We start from the raw sequence: 18072 nt of genomic DNA, 5'->3' as shown, positions 1-18072 counted from the left end.
CCGCCTCGACTTCGGCGGCATCTCGGTCGACGCCGACGGAGGAGTGCGGATCGGCGCGAGCGTGCGCAACAGCGACCTCGCCGGTGACATGACGGTCCGCTCGCGTCATCCGCTCGTCGCGGAAGCGGTAGCGCGCGCGTCGGCGAGCTCTTCGAGCAACCGGATGCCACGGCTCAACGTCTGCGATGCGGGCGACGCATCTTGCCGTGCGGGCATGGGCGGGCTAGCCTCTCGTTCGATAGAAGAACGGTGTGTTCGAATATAGAACACACCCCTGAGATCCGCAAGCACCGCTCCGTCGCGGTGACCCCGACATCGACGTCAGGAGAACCATGCAGTTCCACCACCACGGCTACGTCTCCGGTGACCCGCGCATCCAGCCCGCCGCGGGCGTGGGCATCGACCGGCCGACCGAGCTGCCCGACGAGGTGGACGTGCTCATCGTCGGGTCCGGACCCGCCGGCATGCTCCTCGCCGCCCAGATGTCGCAGTTCCCGCAGGTCACGACACGCCTCATCGAGAAGCGCGACGGACGTCTCGTGCTCGGCCAGGCCGATGGCATCCAGCCCCGCAGCGTCGAGACGTTCCAGGCCTTCGGCTTCGCCGACCGCATCACCGCCGAGGCCTACAACATCGGCTGGATGAACTTCTGGGCGCCCGACCCCGCCGCGCCGGATCGCATCATCCGCACGACGCGCACCGAGGACTACGCGCTCAAGATCAGTGAGTTCCCGCACCTCATCGTCAACCAGGCGCGGGTACTGGACTACTTCGCCGAGGCGGCCGCGCACGGACCGGCGCGCATCGTGCCGGACTACGGCGTGGAGTTCCTGGGGCTCACGGTCGGCGACGACGATGTCGAGGTGCGCGTGCGGACGGCGGAGGGAGAGCGCACGATCCGCGCGAGATACGTCGTCGGCTGCGACGGGGCCCGCAGTGGTGTGCGACAGGCGATCGGGCGCACCCACGTCGGCGCCGCTGCGCGACACGCGTGGGGCGTGATGGACGTGCTGGTCGAGACGGACTTCCCCGATTGGCGCATCAAATGCGCGATCACCGCCGCCGCCGGCAACATCCTGCACATCCCGCGCGAGGGCGGGTACCTCAGTCGCATGTACATCGACCTCGGCGAGGTCGCCGCCGACGACGACCACCGCGTCCGGCAGACGCCGATCGAGGAGATCATCCACCGCGCGAACGAGATCCTGCACCCGTACTCGATCGACGTCCGGCAGGTCGCCTGGCACAGCGTGTACGAGGTGGGCCACCGCGTGACCGACCGGTTCGTCGACGACCTGGAGAACCCCCGCGTCTTCCTCACCGGCGACGCGTGCCACACGCACAGCGCCAAGGCCGGGCAGGGCATGAACGTCTCGATGCAGGACGGCTTCAACCTCGGCTGGAAGCTCGGACATGTGCTCACGGGCCTCGCTCCCGCGGAGCTGTTGCGGACGTACGACGACGAACGGCGTCCGGTCGCCCAGCAGCTGATCGACTTCGACCGCGAGTGGTCCTCCCTCATGGCGCGCAAGCCCGGCGAGATCACCGACCCCGACGAGCTGTCGACGTACTACCTCGCCACCGCCGAGTTCCCCTCCGGGTTCATGACGCAGTACGGTCCGTCCCGGATCGTCGCTGCGGACGCGGCGCAGGAGCTGGCATCCGGGTTCCCGATCGGCAAGCGATTCCACAGCGTGGAGGTCGTTCGCGTGTGCGACGGCAACGCCGTGCACCTCGGTCACCACGCGAAGGCCGACGGTCGGTGGCGCATCTACGCCTTCGCGGATGCCGATGGCTCGGCGCTCCGCGCGTGGGCCGAGGCCGCGCGCGGGATCGTCGAGCGCTTCACTCCCGCCGGAGCCGATCTCGACGCGGTGTTCGACGCCAAGGTCGTGTACCCCGGACGGTGGGAGGACGTCACCGACGTCCCGGCCCTGTTCCGGCCGCGCTCGGGCCCGCTCGGGCTCACCGATCACGAGAAGGTGTTCGCCGCGGCGCCCTCGGCGTGGACGAGCGCCGACATCTTCGCCGAGCGCGGCGTCGGTGCCGACGGTGCGGTGGTGCTCGTCCGCCCCGACCAGTACGTCGCGCAGGTGCTGCCGCTGTCGCAGCCCGAGGCGTTGGAGCGCTTCCTCGCCGGCGCGATGCGCTCCCCGGTCACGGCGTGACGGTCGCCCCGGCGGCGAGTCGGCATCCGTGGTCGGGACCGCTCGCGGCATAAACGCTCCTGCTCGGCAGAAACGCCCTGACACGGCGTTTCTGCCGAGAGGGGGCGTTTATGCGAAGGCGGCGGTGGAGCGGATGCCACGGCCCTGGACGCTGCGGCGACGGGGAACGCCCACTTATACGCAACGTATATCGGCGCGCACCGGCGCGCTGACCAGAATGAGCGGGGAGACCCGCACCGACCCAGGAGGACCCATGACCGATTCGCGCGAGAGCGAACTGCTGGCATCCGTGCCCACCGGCTTGCTGATCAACGGCGAGTGGCGCGCTGCAGAGGGCGGGAAGACCGTGCAGGTCAGCGACCCCGCGACCGGCGAGGTCATCCGCGAGATCGCCGACGCCTCGGTGGCCGACGGTGTGGCGGCGATGGATGCCGCGGCGGATGCGTTCCCGTCCTGGGCGGCGACTCCCGCGCGCGAGCGGGCCGAGATCCTGCGTCGCGCGTTCGACCTACTGCAGGAGCGCAAGGAGGACGTCGCGCTGCTGATGACCCTCGAGATGGGCAAGCCCCTCGCCGAGGCGCGCGGCGAGGTCGGCTACGGCGGCGAGTTCCTGCGCTGGTTCAGCGAGGTCACCGCCCACACCCAGGGCCGCTACGGCGCGAACCCCGAGGGCACCGGTCGCATGATCGTGACGCAGCACCCGGTCGGGCCCTGCTACCTCATCACCCCGTGGAACTTCCCCCTCGCGATGGCGACCCGCAAGATCGCGCCTGCGCTCGCCGCCGGCTGCACCGTCGTGATCAAGCCCGCGACGCTCACGCCGCTCACGACGCTGTTCTTCGCGCAGATCCTGCAGGACGCCGGCGTCCCGGCGGGCGTCGTCAACGTCGTCACGACCACGAACACCGGACCCGTGTCGGAGCGCATCATCTCCGACCCGCGCCTGCGGAAGCTGTCGTTCACCGGTTCCACGCCGGTCGGCGTGAAGCTGCTGCAGCAGGCCGCCCCGGGTGTGCTCCGCACCTCCATGGAACTCGGCGGCAACGCCCCGTTCGTCGTGTTCGACGACGCCGACCTCGACAAGGCGGTGGACGGCGCGATGCTGGCGAAGTTCCGCAACATCGGCCAGGCGTGCACCGCGGCCAACCGCTTCATCGTGCAGCGCTCGGTCGTCGAGGAGTTCACGCGTCGCGTCACCGAGCGCGTGCAGGGCATGAAGATCGGGCGCGGCACCGAGGAGGGCGTGCAGATCGGACCCCTGATCGACGACCGCGCGGTGGACAAAGCGAAGACCCTCGTCGGGGATGCCGTCGAGCGCGGCGCCACGGTCACGACCGGCGGTTCGCCCGTCGACGGACCCGGAACGTTCTTCGAGCCGACCGTCGTGGCGGACGTGCAGCCCGGCAGCGAGATCCTCCGCGAGGAGATCTTCGGACCGGTGCTCGCGATCGTCCCCTTCGACACCGAGGACGACGCCGTGCGCATCGCCAACGACACCGAGTACGGCCTCGTGTCCTACGTCTTCACCGAGTCGCTCGCGCGCGGTCAGCGCATGATCGAGCGCCTCGAGACGGGGATGATGGGCCTGAACGTCGGCGTCGTCTCCAACGCTGCGGCCCCGTTCGGCGGCTGGAAGCAGTCCGGCCTCGGCCGCGAGGGCGGCGACGAGGGCATCCACGAGTACCTGCAGACGAAGTACACGCTCACGGCGAACCCCTACGCCTGACGCCCCGGATGCCGTGGCATCCGCCGTTCTGTTCTGCCACCGCTCACCCTGCGTGAGGGGTCAATATGTGTCGCTTCGGACTCGCAGAGGCGACAGTTCTTGACCTCTCCCGCGGCCTACGCGTCGGACGGGGAGGCGTGCCGGTCGAGGAACGCGAAGACCTCGGCGTCGTCGACGCCGGGGAACATGCCGCGGGGGAGCGGCGAGAACATGTGCCGGTGCACGCGGGCGCTCGGCCACGCCTTGCCCTGCCAGCGCTGCGCGGCCTCGGAGTCGGGGCGGCGGCAGCACGACTCGTCGGGGCAGCGCGAGATGCCGCGGGTCGTCGTCTCGCGGCCGCGGAACCATCGGGCATCGTCGAACGGCACACCGACGGTGATGGAGAAGTCGCCGTCCGAGGTCGTGCCCGTCTGGGTCGAGCACCAGAACGTCCCGGCGGGGGTGTCGGTGTACTGGTAGTGCTCTGTGGTGCGGTTGTGCTCGGCGAACGCGGCACGTGCCGAGAACTTCTTGCACACGATCTGCCCCTCGACCGACCCCGTGACATCCGTCGGCAGCGGGAGCCCGTCGTTCTCGTAGACGCGTGAGATCGCCCCGTCGCCGTCGACCCGCAGGAAGTGCTGACGGATGCCGAGATGCGTCGTCATGAGGTTCGTCATGCGCATCGCGGCGGCCTCGTGCGTCACGCCGAAGGCGTCGCGGAAGTCCTCCACCGCGAGGTTGCGGTCCTTCTTCGCCTGCGCGAGGAACGCGACGGAGTTCGTCTCGGGCATCAGGCAGCACGCGGCGTAGTAGTTGATCTCCAGCCGCTGCTGCAGGAAGTCGGCGTAGTCGGTGGGCGGGCGGTGGCCGAGCAGACGGTGCGCCATCGCTTGCAGTGCCATCGAGCGCAGGCCGTGTCCGCCGGGGATGGATGCCGGGGGCAGGTAGATGCGTCCGTTCTCGAGGTCGGTCACGGACCGTGCCGAGTGGGGCAGGTCGGCGACGTAGATCAGCTCGAACCCCAGCTGCTCCGCCATGACGCTCACCGTCCGGTGGGTCAGGGCGCCCGAGGTGTGCCCGGCGGCGCGGAGCTGCTTCTCGGCGAGCTTCTCGATGTCGGGGAGGTGATTGTCGAGCGCGCGCATGCGCAGACGGAGTTCGGTGTTGGCGCGCCGCGCTTCCTCGGGGCTCGCGATCGTCTCGCGCTCGCGGCGCTGCAGCTCGCGATGCAGGCCCAGCACCGCCTCGATCGTCTCGTCGCTCGTGCCCTTGGTGACCCGGATCGGAGGGATGCCGAGCTGTCGGAAGAACGGGCTGGATTGGGCCCGCTCGAGTTCGATCTCGAGCGCCGCGCGGCGGTTCGGCGGCTCCGTGGACAGCAGCTCGGTGACCTCGGTCTCGGTGGCGCGGGCGATCTCCTGCAGGAGCGACAGCTTCGGTTCGCGCTTGCCGTTCTCGATGAGGCTGAGCTGGCTGCCGGCGACCCCGACGAGGGCCCCGAGCTCGTCGAGCGTGTATCCGCGCGCCAGGCGGTGGTGGCGGATGCGGTGTCCCAGCGTGGTGAGTTCGAGCGACGAGGCCATTCCTTGACGATAGCGAAAGATCGGGATTTCTTGCGCCGGAAATTCCTCGAAAGTCGCGTCTCGCAGTCGCACAGTGGAGGAAGACCACCGAATTCGCTCTCAATCGAGGAGATCGACATGGCACTCGCCGACATCTTCGCCGGACGCCCCTCCGCCCGGCCCGCCGCACCGGCCTCCACTCGCTCCGCCCGCCCGGGGCATGGCATCCGTCCTTCCGTCGAGGGTCCCGGGCTCGCCGCCCTCACGGCGTGGGTCGACCAGGTCGCCGCGCTCACCCAGCCCGACCACATCCACTGGGTCGACGGCTCGGCGGCCGAGAACGACGCGCTGCTGCGCGAGATGGTCGACGAGGGCAAGCTCATCAAGCTCAACCCCGAGTGGCGGCCCGGCTCCTACCTGGCCCGCTCGCACCCGAGCGACGTCGCCCGACTCGAGTCGCGCACCTACATCGCCTCGGAGAGCGAAGAGGATGCCGGACCCACCAACAACTGGATCGCACCGGCCGAGATCCGCGAGACGCTGGACGGCGTCTTCGAGGGCTCGATGCGCGGACGCACCATGTACGTCGTGCCCTTCTCGATGGGAACGGTCGGCGGTCCCCTGAGCCACATCGGCGTGCAGATCACGGACAGCGCGTACGCCGTGGCATCCATCGGCATCATGACCCGCGTCGGAACCACGGTGCTCGAGCGGATCGCCGCGGGCGCGCCGTGGGTCAAGACCGTGCACTCCGTCGGTGCGCCCCTCGCGCCCGGCGAGGCGGACGTCGCGTGGCCGTGCAACGACGAGAAGTACATCGTGCACTTCCCCGACACGCTCGAGGTGTGGTCGTTCGGCTCGGGCTACGGCGGCAACGCGATCCTGGCGAAGAAGTGCTTCGCGCTGCGCATCGCCTCGGTGATCGGTCGCGACGAGGGCTGGCTCGCGGAGCACATGCTCCTCATCCGCGTCATCGACCCGCAGGGCAAGGCGTACCACGTGGCGGCGGCGTTCCCGTCGGCGTGCGGCAAGACGAACCTCGCGATGCTGCGGCCGACCATCCCGGGCTGGCGCGTCGAGACGCTCGGCGACGACATCACGTGGATCCGCCCCGGTGAGGACGGGCGCCTGTGGGCCATCAACCCCGAGGCCGGCTTCTTCGGCGTCGCGCCCGGCACGGGCGAGTCCACGAACGTCACCGCGGTCGAGACGCTGTGGGGCAACACGATCTTCACGAACGTCGCGCTGCGTCCGGACGGCGACGTGTGGTGGGAGGGGCTGACCGACGAGGCTCCGCCGCAGCTCATCGACTGGGAGGGTAAGGACTGGACCCCGGCGTCCGGCCGCCCCGCCGCGCACCCCAACTCGCGTTTCACCGTCGCCGCCGCGCAGTGCCCGCAGATCGCGCCGGACTGGGAGACCCCGGAGGGCGTCCCGCTCGACGTCATCCTGTTCGGCGGCCGTCGCGCCACGAACGTCCCCCTCGTGCTCGAGGCCACGGACTGGTCGCACGGCGTCTTCCTCGGCTCGACGGTGTCGAGCGAGAAGACCGCCGCGCAGGAGGGCACCGTCGGCGAGCTGCGCCGCGACCCGTTCGCGATGCTGCCGTTCTGCGGCTACAACATGGGCGACTACTTCGGCCACTGGCTCAAGGTCGGCGAGAAGCTGCGCTTCGACCGCGCACCCCGCATCTTCCAGGTCAACTGGTTCCGCAAGGGCGACGACGGCCGGTTCCTGTGGCCCGGGTTCGGTGACAACGCGCGCGTGATCGACTGGATCATCCGCCGTGTCGACGGCCAGGTGGGCGCCGTGGACAGCCCCATCGGCCGTCTGCCCCGGGTCGAGGACCTCGAGCTGTCGGGTCTCGACCTGCCGGCCGCCGATCTCGAGGAGCTCTTCGCGATCGACGCCGAGTCGTGGCTGGCCGAGGCCGACCTCACCGAGGAGTTCTTCGACACCTTCGGCAGCCACCTCCCGGCGGCCCTCCGCGCCGAGCTGGCCTCGCTCCGCTACCGCCTGCAGCGCGGCTAGCACACCGACCCGCCCGCCTCGCTCCGCTACCGCCTGCAGCGCGGCTAGCACACCGACCCGCCCGCCTCGCCCGCCGTCTCGCGACGCGGGGCGGACGCGAACTCGACGCCCCTCCCTGCTCTTGGCGCGCGGGAGGGGCGTCGTCCTTCGTGTCCGGGCGGGCGCGGTGGTCGCGGCGGTCGCGGTGGCCCCGGTCGCGCGGTTCCGCGAGACTGCACGCGCCTGACGAAACAGCGGCAGGCTGCAACCGAGATGCCACGCGGATGCAGTCTCGGCGCCGCGGCGGGGCCGCCGGCCCGGCGCACGGGCTTCGCGCGGCGCGCCCGCCGCGCAGGCGCAGCGCCCGCGCGGCCTCACACCAGCAGCTGGTGCTTCGCGAGCTCGCGGTAGAGGGGGACGGATGCCACGAGCTCGCTGTGCGTGCCCTGGCCGACGACGCGTCCGTGCTCGAGGACCACGATGAGGTCGCTGTCCACGACCGTGGAGAGGCGGTGCGCGATGACCAGCAGCGTCCGGCCGGTGGCGACGGCGTCGATCGCCTCGCGCATGCGCTGCTCGTTCACGCCGTCGAGCGACGACGTCGACTCGTCGAGCAGGAGCACCGGGGGAGCGGCCAGCAGCGCCCGCGCGATCGCGAGGCGCTGACGTTCGCCGCCGGAGAGCATCACGCCGTCCTCGCCCACCGGGGCGTCCACCCCGAGCGGGCTGCGCTCGAGCACATCGCCGAGGTTGACGGCGCGCAGCACGCGCTCGCACTCGGCGTCGGAGGCCTCGGGCGACGCGAGCCGCAGGTTGTCGGCGATCGTGCCGGCCAGGGTCGGGGCGTCCTGCTCGACGTAGCCGAAACGGGCGCGCAGCGCTTCGCGGGGGAGTTCGCGGGCGTCGACGCCGTCGACGAGGATCGCCCCCGCCGTCGGGTCGTAGAACCGCTCCACGAGCGACAGCACCGTGCTCTTGCCCGCGCCGGAGGGGCCGACGAGCGCGACGCGCGAACCCCGCGGGACGGCGAACGACACCCCGCGCAGCACTTCGCGCTCCTCGTCAGCCGCTTCGGCCGTGGCCTCCTCCGCGGCGCGATCCAGGTGCGCCTGCGCGAGCACGGATCGCGCCTCCTGCGCCGCGGCCTCACGCGCCTTCACGACGTGGTCGGGGTAGCGGAACCGCACGTCGCGGAACTCGATCGCCGCGGCATCCGCTCCGGGCTGCGCGGTGCCCGGCCGGTCGCCGTCCTCTTCGAGCGGGAGGTCGAGCACCTCCTGGATGCGGCCGAGCGCGCCGAGCGCCTGGTTCACCGACGTGATCGCGCCGATCGCCGAGGCCAGCGGCTGCACGAGCAGGAACAGAAAGATCACGAACGTCACGAGCGACGCGACGTCGATGGCTCCGGATGCCACGCGGAACCCGCCGACGCCGAGCACCACCAGCAGCGACACCTGCAGCGCGATCCCCGCGACCGGCACGATCATCGCGGACACGCGCGCGATGCGCACGCCCGCCCGTACGCCTCGGTCGCCGCGGCGGTCACGTTCGCGACCTCGCGGTCGGTCGCGCCCGCGGCCCGGATCGTGCGGATCGACCCGACCGCGCGTTCGACCCCGGATGCCAGCTCCCCGACCTTCTCCTGCTGCGCCGCCGACGCGGCCCGGATCCGCGTGCTGAGGATGCCCACGGTCGCGATCGAGGCGCCGAGCACGAGCACGATGAGCCCGAGGAGCAGCGGGTCGATGAACGCCATCGCGATGATCGCGCCGACGAGGATGAGTGCGTTGCCGACGGCATCCGCGAGCCCCTGCGTGAGGACGGCGTAGAGGAGGGTCGTGTCGGTGCCGACGCGCGAGACCAGGTCGCCGGTTCGACGGGCGTCGAATTCGCTGATCGGCAGGTGGAGGATCCGCGCGATGAGTCGGCGCCGGCTGGAGTACACCACCGCGGTGCCGGTGCGCTGGAGCAGATAGTGCTGGTAGCCCGAGATGAGCGACGACAGCACGACGAACCCGACCAGCAGCCACACGAGCGCGCCGAGCGGCGCGGACTGCTGCACGCGGGAGATGACCTGTCCTACGAGCAGCGGTTGGACCAGGGTGGCCCCGGCGCCGAGGATGCTCAGCACCCCGACGACGATCAGGGTGCGCGTGTGCTCGGCGAGGAACGGCAGCAGTTGGCGGAAGGACGCGCGCGGGCCCACGGGGGCGCGGCGGCCGCGGCGGCCACGGGCGGGAGCGGACAGAGACATGCTCACCTCGGGGTAGGAACGTGATCCCTCCGACCGTACCTCGCCCCGCCGACACCGCCGGTCGAGTCCGTTCGCCGGTGTACCGAACTCCGGAGATTCGACCCGCAACTCGGCATTCGGCGCGGCAGATCGACCGCAGCGCGCGAAATCTCCGGAGTCCGGCACACCCCGTCGGCAGAAGAACGACGGATGCCACGAGGCCGAGGCCCCGTGGCATCCGATGCTCTGCTCAGAACCGGTTACGGCGCGATCGCTCCGGCAGCGAGGTTGTCGTCGTACGCGACGTCCTTCGTCTCGGGGGAGAGCGCGACGGCGATGAGCGTCAGGACGCCCATCACCGAGAGGTACAGGCCGACGAGCCACGGGTTGCCGCCGCCCGCCGCCCACAGGGCCACCGCGACGATCGGCGCGAGCGCGGCACCGAGGATCGACGAGACGTTGTAGGAGATCGCCGAGCCGGTGTAGCGGGTGTTCGTCGGGAACAGCTCGGGCAGGACCGCGCCCATCGGGCCGAACGTCGTACCCATCAACAGGAACCCGATGATGAGGAACGCCTGTACGTACACGCGGGTGAGACCGGCATCCGCCTGCGGCAGAAGGAAGAACGCGAACGTCAGGCCGAACAGGATGATCGCGACCGTGACGCCGAGGAGCAGGCGCTTGCGCCCGATGCGGTCGGCGAGCGGGCCCGACAGCAGCGTGAAGATGCCGAAGAACACGACGCCGACGATCTGCATGATGACGAAGTCCGTGTAGCCGAAGCCGAGGCCGGGCACGTACGCAGCGGCGTCGAACGGCGTCCCCGCCTTCTCCGCCGCGGCGGCGGCACCCGCGGCCGTCGGCTTGGTGCCGTACGACAGCGTGAAGCTCGTCATGAGGTAGAAGAGCACGTACGTCGCCAGCATGATGAACGTGCCGAGGATCAGCTGCACCCAGTTGCGGCGGATGACCTCGCCGAGCGGGAACTTGCGGATCACGCCGCTCTTCTCGGCCTTCGCGAACGACTCGCTCTCGACGAGGCGGAGACGCACCCACAGGCCGACGATCACCATCACGGCCGAGAACAGGAACGGCACGCGCCAGCCCCACGCGAGGAACTCGGCGGACCGCTGCGCGGTGCCGTCGGGGTGCGGAAGTGCGAAGTTGATGATGAGGAAGATGCCGTTGGCGATGATGAAGCCGATCGGCGCACCCAGCTGCGGGAACGTGCCGTACCAGGCGCGCTTGCCCTTCGGGGCGTTCTCGGTCGCGACGAGCGCCGCGCCCGACCACTCGCCGCCGAGGGCGAAGCCCTGCGCGAGTCGCATGATCAGCAGCAGGACGGCCGCCCACACGCCGATCTCGTTGACGGTCGGGAGGCATCCGATCAGGAAGGTCGCGACACCCATCGTGAGGAGGGATGCCACGAGTGTGGCCTTGCGACCGAATCGGTCGCCGAAGTGGCCGAAGACGATCGCGCCGAGGGGGCGCGCGACCATGGCGGCGCCGAAGACGCTGAAGGAGAGGAGGAGCGACGTCGTCTCGTTGCCGGTGGGGAAGAAGAGCACCGGGAAGACGAGGACCGCGGCCGTCGCGTAGGCGTAGAAGTCGTAGAACTCGATCGTCGTGCCGATGAGGCTCGCGGTGATGACACGCGAGCGGGGATTGGCGGGAGCCGACGAGGAGCGGGTTGCAGGGGTGGACGAAGTGGTCATGGGGGCCTGACGAGAGATCGAGCGATCGCGTCCGTCGTGAGGGCGCAGCGGTGGCGTGGAGCGGACGCGGCAGGTGTGCGTGTCCGGGCGCGCGGCGGGGGGCACCGGGAGGGACCCGGGTGTGGGTCCAGACCCTCCAGTCTATGCGCTCGCCGAGAGGGCCCCGGCGGTCTGCGGAGTCAGCGCCAGATGACGGCGATCGCCGCGTTCAGCAGCGTCAGCGGGCCGACGAGCCAGAACAGCACCGGCGGAACGGATCCCGTGCGCTTCTGCCGCGCCGAACCGATGCCGAGCAGCGCCCCGATGACGATGAGGACGACGAGCTTCACACCGAGCTTGGCGTAGTTGAGCTCGTACTCGATGCCCCACGGGGCGGCCAGAATGAGGCCGGCGACGAGCGAGATCAGCAGCCCGTAGCTCATCAGCCGCGTGACCTGGACCCGGCGGGCGACGGCCTCCACGACCCACGCGCCGAACAGCACCGCGAACCCGACCAGGTGGATGACGACGACGACGTGACGCAGGATCTCCATGCCCGTCACCTTAGGGAGGCCACGGCCCCCGCGCCAGCAAGGCGCGCCTCACCGTCAGGGGAGACGCGCCGTGCCGAGTCGCGGTCAGCCGCGGAGGTCGCGCAGTACCAGAGCGGTGCGGAGGGCGGCGTCGGCCGCCTCGGCGCCCTTGTCCTCCTTCGAGCCCTCGAGCCCGGCGCGGTCCAGACCCTGCTGCTCGTCGTCGAGGGTCAGCACACCGAACCCGACGGGCTTCCCGGCGTCGATCGCGACGCGGGTGAGGCCGTCGGTGGCCGCCGACGAGACGTACTCGAAGTGCGGCGTGCCGCCACGGATGATGACGCCCAGCGCGACGACCGCGTCCGCCCCGCCCTCGAACGCCGCCACCGCGGCGACCGGCAGCTCGAACGAGCCCGGAACGCGCACGACGCGATACGTCGCGCCCGTGGCATCCAGGACTCGCTTCGCTCCCGCGATCAGTCCGTCGGTGATGACCTCGTGCCACGTGCCCGCGACGACGACGACATTCAGTCCCGTCGCGTCGATTCCGCCGGTCTCGGGTGCTCCGCTTCCCGCCATCAGACGAGTCCTTCCTTCATGTGCGCGAGCGCGTCGCGCAGATCGTCCTCGGCGATGATGTGGCCCATGCGGTCACGCTTCGTCTCGAGGTACTGGTGGTTGTTGGGGCCGACGCCCACGAGCAGGGGGACCTGCTCGACGACGTCGAGTCCGAAGCTGCGCAGCTGCGCCACCTTGTCGGTGTTGTTCGTCAGCAGTCGCACCTGCTCGACACCGAGGTCGGTGAGGATGCCGGCGGCGGCGGCGTAGTCGCGCGCGTCCGCGGGAAGGCCCAGGGCGAGGTTGGCATCCACGGTGTCCAGACCCCGCTCCTGCAGGCTGTAGGCGCGCAGCTTGTTGATGAGGCCGATGCCGCGTCCCTCGTGACCGCGCATGTAGATGACGATGCCGCCCTCGCGGTCGATCGTGTCGAGCGCGGCATCCAGCTGCGGGCCGCACTCGCACTTGAGCGAACCGAACGCCTCACCGGTCAGGCACTCCGAGTGCACGCGTACGAGGGGAGCCTCGTCGGTGATCTCGCCCGAGACCACCGCGAGGTGGTCGGTGCCGGTGACGCGGTCCTTGTACGCGAGGAAGCGGAACGTGCCGTGCGACGTCGGGACGTTGGCCTCGGCACGCAGGCTCACGCGGCGGCGCGGGACGGGCGCGGTCTCGACCGGCTCGGTCTCGTTGAGGTACGCGATGAGCTGCTCGATCGTCACGACCGGGACGCCGTCGCGCTCGCCGAGCTCCAGGAGCCCCGGAAGACGCATCATGCTGCCGTCCTCCGCGACGACCTCGGCGATCGCCCCGACCGGCTCGAGGCCGGCGAGGCGCATGAAGTCGACGGCCGCTTCGGTGTGACCCGCGCGCTCGCGGACGCCGCCGTCGACCGCGCGCAGGGGCAGCACATGACCGGGGCGGATGAGGCTCGACGGCACCGACTCCGGGTCGGCGAGGACGTTGAGCGTGTGGGCGCGATCGGCGGCGCTGATCCCCGTGGTGACCCCGGACGCCGCGTCGACGCTCACCGTGTAGGCGGTGCCGCGGGCGTCCTGGTTGACCTCGACCATCGGGGGGAGGTCGAGGCGGTCGGCCCAGTCGGCCGGCATCGGGGCGCAGACGTAGCCGCTGGACCAGCGCACGGTCCACGCGAGCCATTCGGGCGTCGCGAGCTGCGCGGAGATGACGACGTCGCCCTCGTTCTCGCGGTTCTCGTCGTCCGCGACGAGGATCGGTCGTCCGGCGCGGAGGGCCTCGAGGGCCTCGGGGATGGTGGACAGGCTCATGCGGAGCCCCTCTCGGTCGATGCGGCCGGAGCCGCGGGGTTCTCGGTGCTGCGGAAGGCCAGCAGGCGCTGCACGTGCCGGGCCAGGATGTCGGTCTCGAGGTTCACGGGCGTGCCTGCTTCGGCGCGACCCAGGGTCGTGGCCTCGAGGGTCTCGGGAATCAGCGACACCTCGAGCCACGGCTCGGGGTCGGCCGCGTCGCTCACGGAGCTCACGGTCAACGAGACGCCGTCGATCGCGATCGACCCCTTGTCGACCACGAGCGGAGCCAGGTGCGGAGGGATGCCGATGCGGATGACACTCCACTGGGCGCCCGGTCGCACCTCGCGGACGACGCCCGTGCCGTCGATGTGGCCCTGCACGATGTGGCCGCCGAGGCGACCGTGCGCGGCGGTCGCGCGCTCGAGGTTGACGGGGCGGCCCGCGCCGACACCCGCGAGCGTCGACATGTCGAGCGTCTGCTTCATCACGTCGGCGGTGAACCAGTCGGGGCCCTGGTCGACGACGGTGAGGCACACCCCGCTGACCGAGATCGAGTCGCCGTGGCCGGCATCCGACACCGAGAGCGGGGCCTTCACGGTCACGCGCACGCCGTCTCCGGCGGGCTCGACCGCGGTGATCTCGCCGATTTCTTCGACGATTCCGGTGAACATCAGGAATCTCCCTGGGTGTCGTGGACGGGACGGGCGACGACGCGGATGTCGTCGCCGAGGATGTCGATGGATGCCACCTCGAGCCGCCGTGCGGCGGCGATGTCGGGCACGCCGAGGTCGCCGAGCGCGAGCCGCGAGCCGCCGAGGAGCACGGGGGCGAGGTACACGAGCACCTCGTCGGCCAGCCCTTCGCACAGCAGCGCACTCTCGAGGGTGGGACCGCCCTCGACGAAGACGGTCTGGATGCCACGGCCGCCGAGGTCGTCGAGGACCGCGCCGAGCTCGTGCGTGGGGAAGAAGAGCGCCTCGCGCGGGTGGCGGTGGACCGCGGCCCCCGCGGGGACCTCGGACTCGCCCACGATCACGGGGACGGGTTGCTGCGGGAGCAGGGCGCCGTCCGCGTCGCGCGCGGTCAGCGCCGGGTCGTCGGCGAGCACCGTGCCGGTGCCGGCGAGGATCGCGTCCGCGGTGGCGCGGCGGTCGTGCACGTCGCGGCGCGCGGCGGCGCCGGTGATCCACTGGCTCGACCCGTCGTCCGCGGCGGCGCGCCCGTCGAGGCTCTGCGCCCACTTCACGGTCACGCGGGGACGGCCGGTGCGCTGCAGGTGCACCCAGTCGCGCACGAGTTCGGCCGCAGCGTCCCGCTCGAGGCCCGCCTCGACGTCGACACCGCCGGAGCGCAGCCGCTCGGCGCCGCCCGCCGCGGCATCCGTCGGATCGTCGAGGGCGTACACAACCCGGGACACCCCGGCCTCGAGGAGCGCGACCGCGCAGGGACCGGTGCGTCCGGTGTGGTTGCACGGTTCGAGCGTGACGACGGCCGTCGCACCGCGGGCTTCGCCGGGCGCGAGCTTCGAGAGCGCGTCGACCTCGGCGTGGGCGGTGCCCGCACCGCGGTGGTAGCCCTCGGCGAGCACCTCGCCTGCGGGGGAGAGGATCACGGCGCCGACCTGCGGGTTGAGACCGCGGGGACCGTTCCGCGCGAGACGCAGCGCGCGGCGCATGGCGTCTGTTTCGGCGGCGGATGCCATCTTCCCTGTCCTTCCCGTCGTGAACGGGGCAGGAGCGCAGGGTGGCACGGCGCGGCGCGCCGACCGTGCTGCCTCCTATCCGGACTAGAGGAGATCGCTCACCTCATCACCGTCGGTTCCGGAATTCCACCGGATCGGCCCCACCGCCGGAGCGGAGGGGTTCGCGGACTGTCACCGCCGGTTCGGATTCACACCGACCCCGGAGCACGTATTGCTTGGTCGAAGTCTAATCAACACCGCCGACACGGATTCATTCCCGCCGACTCGGGACGAAACCGTGCTACTTGAGCAGGCGCGACAGGCGCCGGTCGGCGAGGATCTTGCCGCCCGTCTGGCACGTCGGGCAGTACTCCAGCGAGTTGTCGGCGAAGAAGACGCTGCGCACCTCGTCGCCGCACACCGGGCACGCCTCGCCGCGTCGGCCGTGCACGCGCATGCCCCGCCGCTTGGCATCCTTCAGGTCGGCCGGGGGCTTGCCGCGCGCGGTGTCGATCGCCTCGGTCAGGGTGCTGATCATCGCGGCGTACAGCGTGTCGATCTCGGCATCCGTGAGGTTGGCGGCCAACGCGTACGGCGACATCTTCGCCGCGTGCAGGATCTCGTCGGAGTACGCGTTGCCGACTCCGGCGATGATCGACTGGTCGCGCAGGACGCCCTTGATCTGGGTACGTCGCCCGGCGAGCAGAGCGGCGAACGCGTCGCGATCGAGGGCGTCGTCGAGCGGGTCGGGGCCGAGCCGCGCGATGCCCGGCACGTCGACGGGGTCGCGCACGGCGTAGACGGCGAGCGACTTCTTGGTCCCGGCCTCGGTCAGGTCGAACCCCGAGCCGTCGTCGAACCCCACGCGCAGCGCGATCGGCGTCTTGCCGGGCTTGATGATCGTCGCGGGCAGCGCGTCGTACCAGCGCAGCCAGCCCGCCTTCGCGAGGTGGAACACGAGATGGATGCCACCGTCGGTGGCGACGTCGAGGAACTTGCCGTGCCGCTCGACCCCGCTCACGGCCGTACCGACGAGCGCGTCGATCGGCGGATCGTAGGTCTTCAGCGCGCTGATCGCGGACACGCTCGCCTTCGTGAAGGTCAGCCCCGTCACGCGACCGCGCAGGAACTCGACGAGTCCTTCCACCTCGGGCATCTCGGGCATGCCAGACATCATGGCATCCCGTCCCGATAGCGGGGAGGGGGTGGCATGGCGCCGATCGGCGGGTTCACCGGGGCGATGCCCGATGACCCCGGCGTGTCACGCGGCGGATCGATTCTTCGGGGGCCGCCGTCGCAGGGACGGGTCCAAGACCTCGGGGCCGCGGTAGACCATGTCCATCGCGCCGATGGACTCGCCCGGCGGGACGATCTCGTCGATCCGGTCGAGGACGTCGTCGCCGAGCACGACGTCGACGCCCGCCAGGGTGTCCTCGAGCTGTTCCATGGTCCGAGGGCCGGCGATGGCCGCGGTGACCCCCGGGTGGCTGATCGCGAACGCCATCGCGAGATGCGTCAGGGGCATCCCGGCATCCTGAGCCAGTTCCACCAGCTGCTCGATGACGGCGAGTCGCCGCTCGTCGCGGAAGTGCCGCATCCCCGTCGAGGCGCGGAAGTTGGCGTTCTCCTGCCCCGCACGGTACCTGCCGCTCAGGGCGCCGCCCGCCAGCGGGCTGTAGACCAGCGAGCCCATTCCGTAGCGCTGGAGCACGGGCAGGATCTCCCGTTCGATCTCGCGGTCGAGGATCGAGTAGTTGGGCTGTTCCGTGCGGAAGCGCTCGAATCCGCGACGGTCGGCGGTCCACTGCGCCTCGACGATTTCCGAACCGCGCATCGACGAGGTGCCGATCGCGCGCACCTTGCCCTGGCGGACGAGATCGGTGAGCGCCGACAACGTCTCGTCGATGTCGGTGTCGGGGTCGGGGCGGTGCAACTGGTACAGGTCGATCCAGTCGGTGCGCAGATTCCGCAAGGACCGCTCCACGGCCTGCACGATCCACCTCCGGGAGGCGCCGCGGTGGTTGATGTCGTCGTCCACGGGGCTGAAGAACTTCGTCGCGAGGACGACCTCGTCACGGCGTCCCTGGATCGCCTCGCCGACGACCTCCTCGGAGTCGCCGTAGCGGTCGGCGGTGTCGACGAAATTGATCCCGGCGTCGAGAGCGCGCCGGACGATGCGGATGCCCTCCTCGCGGTCGGGGTTTCCGAACGAACCGAGCATCATCGCGCCCAGTGCGAACGGCGTGACCTTGATTCCCGTGCGGCCCAGGTTTCGGTACTGCATAGCGTCTCCTCTAAGCTAGAGCGGAACGGTGTTCCGCATTGAACTATACGGAACAATGTTCCGCTTATGCAAGGGGAGACGATCATGACGCCGACACCGGCTCGTGCCGCGCGCGCAGATGCGCGCCAGAACCTCGCCGCTCTGCTCGACGCCGCGCGGACCGTCTTCGCACGCGCGGGCGTCGATGCGCCGGCGCGCGAGATCGCCGCCGAAGCCGGAGTCGGAGTCGGGACGTTGTACCGGCACTTCCCGAATCGCGCGGCTCTCGTCGCTGCGGTGTTCACCACCCGACGGTGCCGACGACACGGACGGCGACGGCGGAGGACACCGTCGTCGCGGGCTCCGCGGCGCTCTCGGCGCTCTGGGAGTC

Annotated in this window: 13 protein-coding genes and 2 pseudogenes; 5 read left to right on the top strand and 10 right to left on the bottom strand. The window is 70.8% G+C overall.

Translation table 11 applies throughout. The features are described 5' to 3' along the window. From I5G_RS25370 to I5G_RS12085, 3 genes and pseudogenes are all read left to right on the top strand, one after another. Nucleotides 1-265, top strand: a pseudogene (locus I5G_RS25370) (FAD binding domain-containing protein); the annotation flags it as partial. A 67-nt stretch (nt 266-332) separates the two neighbouring features. Beyond that, entirely contained in the window at nt 333-2168 is a 1836-nt protein-coding gene (locus I5G_RS12090) for an FAD-dependent monooxygenase (RefSeq protein WP_022879286.1), read from the top strand. A 253-nt stretch (nt 2169-2421) separates the two neighbouring features. Further along, nucleotides 2422-3894 (top strand): NAD-dependent succinate-semialdehyde dehydrogenase, encoded by a 1473-nt coding sequence (locus I5G_RS12085; protein WP_022879285.1) that lies wholly within the window; start codon nt 2422-2424, stop codon nt 3892-3894. A gap of 116 nt (nt 3895-4010) precedes the next feature. Here the strand turns inward: I5G_RS12085 and I5G_RS12080 are convergent, their stop codons facing one another. Continuing rightward, entirely contained in the window at nt 4011-5459 is a 1449-nt protein-coding gene (locus I5G_RS12080) for an XRE family transcriptional regulator (RefSeq protein ID WP_022879284.1), read from the bottom strand. A 117-nt stretch (nt 5460-5576) separates the two neighbouring features. Here I5G_RS12080 and I5G_RS12075 point away from each other — a divergent pair, with 117 nt between their 5' ends. After that, a complete protein-coding gene (locus I5G_RS12075) occupies nt 5577-7469 on the top strand; it encodes a phosphoenolpyruvate carboxykinase (GTP) (RefSeq protein ID WP_022879283.1) in 1893 nt (630 codons plus the stop codon). A gap of 353 nt (nt 7470-7822) precedes the next feature. Here the strand turns inward: I5G_RS12075 and I5G_RS22200 are convergent. From I5G_RS22200 to I5G_RS12030, 9 genes and pseudogenes are all read right to left on the bottom strand, one after another. After that, a pseudogene (locus I5G_RS22200) lies at nt 7823-9702 on the bottom strand (ABC transporter ATP-binding protein). A 239-nt stretch (nt 9703-9941) separates the two neighbouring features. Further along, nucleotides 9942-11396, bottom strand: a complete 1455-nt coding sequence (locus I5G_RS12065) for an MFS transporter (protein ID WP_022879282.1) — start codon at nt 11394-11396, stop codon at nt 9942-9944. Between the two features lie 179 nt (nt 11397-11575). Then, the gene (locus tag I5G_RS12060; protein ID WP_022879281.1) at nt 11576-11929 is read right to left on the bottom strand and encodes a hypothetical protein; all 354 of its coding nucleotides are present in this window, start codon (nt 11927-11929) and stop codon (nt 11576-11578) included. An 84-nt stretch (nt 11930-12013) separates the two neighbouring features. Continuing rightward, on the bottom strand, nt 12014-12487 hold the full coding sequence (gene ribH / locus I5G_RS12055) for a 6,7-dimethyl-8-ribityllumazine synthase (protein WP_022879280.1): 474 nt from the start codon (nt 12485-12487) through the stop codon (nt 12014-12016). Then, a complete protein-coding gene (locus I5G_RS12050; protein ID WP_022879279.1) occupies nt 12487-13755 on the bottom strand; it encodes a bifunctional 3,4-dihydroxy-2-butanone-4-phosphate synthase/GTP cyclohydrolase II in 1269 nt (422 codons plus the stop codon). The genes ribH and I5G_RS12050 overlap by 1 nt, the downstream gene beginning before the upstream one ends. After that, the gene (locus tag I5G_RS12045) at nt 13752-14408 is read right to left on the bottom strand and encodes a riboflavin synthase (protein ID WP_022879278.1); all 657 of its coding nucleotides are present in this window, start codon (nt 14406-14408) and stop codon (nt 13752-13754) included. The genes I5G_RS12050 and I5G_RS12045 overlap by 4 nt, the downstream gene beginning before the upstream one ends. Next, nucleotides 14408-15439, bottom strand: a complete 1032-nt coding sequence (gene ribD / locus I5G_RS12040; RefSeq protein WP_026095880.1) for a bifunctional diaminohydroxyphosphoribosylaminopyrimidine deaminase/5-amino-6-(5-phosphoribosylamino)uracil reductase RibD — start codon at nt 15437-15439, stop codon at nt 14408-14410. Before ribD ends, I5G_RS12045 begins: the two co-directional genes overlap by 1 nt. Nucleotides 15440-15719: 280 nt before the next feature. Further along, nucleotides 15720-16583 carry an Fpg/Nei family DNA glycosylase gene (locus tag I5G_RS12035; RefSeq protein WP_022879276.1) on the bottom strand — a complete coding sequence of 288 codons (864 nt, stop codon included), beginning with the start codon at nt 16581-16583 and terminating at the stop codon, nt 15720-15722. A 96-nt stretch (nt 16584-16679) separates the two neighbouring features. After that, complete coding sequence (locus tag I5G_RS12030) at nt 16680-17702, bottom strand: aldo/keto reductase (protein ID WP_022879275.1); 1023 nt, start codon at nt 17700-17702, stop codon at nt 16680-16682. 66 nt (nt 17703-17768) lie between these two features. Here I5G_RS12030 and I5G_RS24745 point away from each other — a divergent pair. After that, the coding region (locus I5G_RS24745) for a helix-turn-helix domain-containing protein (protein ID WP_306305788.1) at nt 17769-18072 on the top strand (304 nt) is incomplete at its 3' end.

It is taken from the genome of Microbacterium sp. B19 (genome assembly GCF_000333395.1).
In the GTDB taxonomy this organism is placed as follows: Bacteria; Actinomycetota; Actinomycetes; order Actinomycetales; family Microbacteriaceae; genus Microbacterium.
The sequence above is the reverse complement of the archived record's forward strand: the minus strand, read 5'-3'. Positions and strand labels throughout refer to the sequence as shown.

Bases quoted from the DNA above. Each gene is read 5' to 3' on its own strand.
- I5G_RS12080 (WP_022879284.1), bottom strand. From the start codon at position 5,459: ATGGCCTCGTCGCTCGAACTCACCACGCTGGGACACCGCATCCGCCAC.
- I5G_RS12050 (WP_022879279.1), bottom strand. From the start codon at position 13,755: ATGAGCCTGTCCACCATCCCCGAGGCCCTCGAGGCCCTCCGCGCCGGA.
- I5G_RS12060 (WP_022879281.1), bottom strand. From the start codon at position 11,929: ATGGAGATCCTGCGTCACGTCGTCGTCGTCATCCACCTGGTCGGGTTC.
- I5G_RS12065 (WP_022879282.1), bottom strand. From the start codon at position 11,396: ATGACCACTTCGTCCACCCCTGCAACCCGCTCCTCGTCGGCTCCCGCC.
- ribH (WP_022879280.1), bottom strand. From the start codon at position 12,487: ATGGCGGGAAGCGGAGCACCCGAGACCGGCGGAATCGACGCGACGGGA.
- I5G_RS12090 (WP_022879286.1), top strand. From the start codon at position 333: ATGCAGTTCCACCACCACGGCTACGTCTCCGGTGACCCGCGCATCCAG.
- I5G_RS12045 (WP_022879278.1), bottom strand. From the start codon at position 14,408: ATGTTCACCGGAATCGTCGAAGAAATCGGCGAGATCACCGCGGTCGAG.
- I5G_RS12085 (WP_022879285.1), top strand. From the start codon at position 2,422: ATGACCGATTCGCGCGAGAGCGAACTGCTGGCATCCGTGCCCACCGGC.
- I5G_RS12075 (WP_022879283.1), top strand. From the start codon at position 5,577: ATGGCACTCGCCGACATCTTCGCCGGACGCCCCTCCGCCCGGCCCGCC.
- I5G_RS12030 (WP_022879275.1), bottom strand. From the start codon at position 17,702: ATGCAGTACCGAAACCTGGGCCGCACGGGAATCAAGGTCACGCCGTTC.
- I5G_RS12035 (WP_022879276.1), bottom strand. From the start codon at position 16,583: ATGCCCGAGATGCCCGAGGTGGAAGGACTCGTCGAGTTCCTGCGCGGT.
- ribD (WP_026095880.1), bottom strand. From the start codon at position 15,439: ATGGCATCCGCCGCCGAAACAGACGCCATGCGCCGCGCGCTGCGTCTC.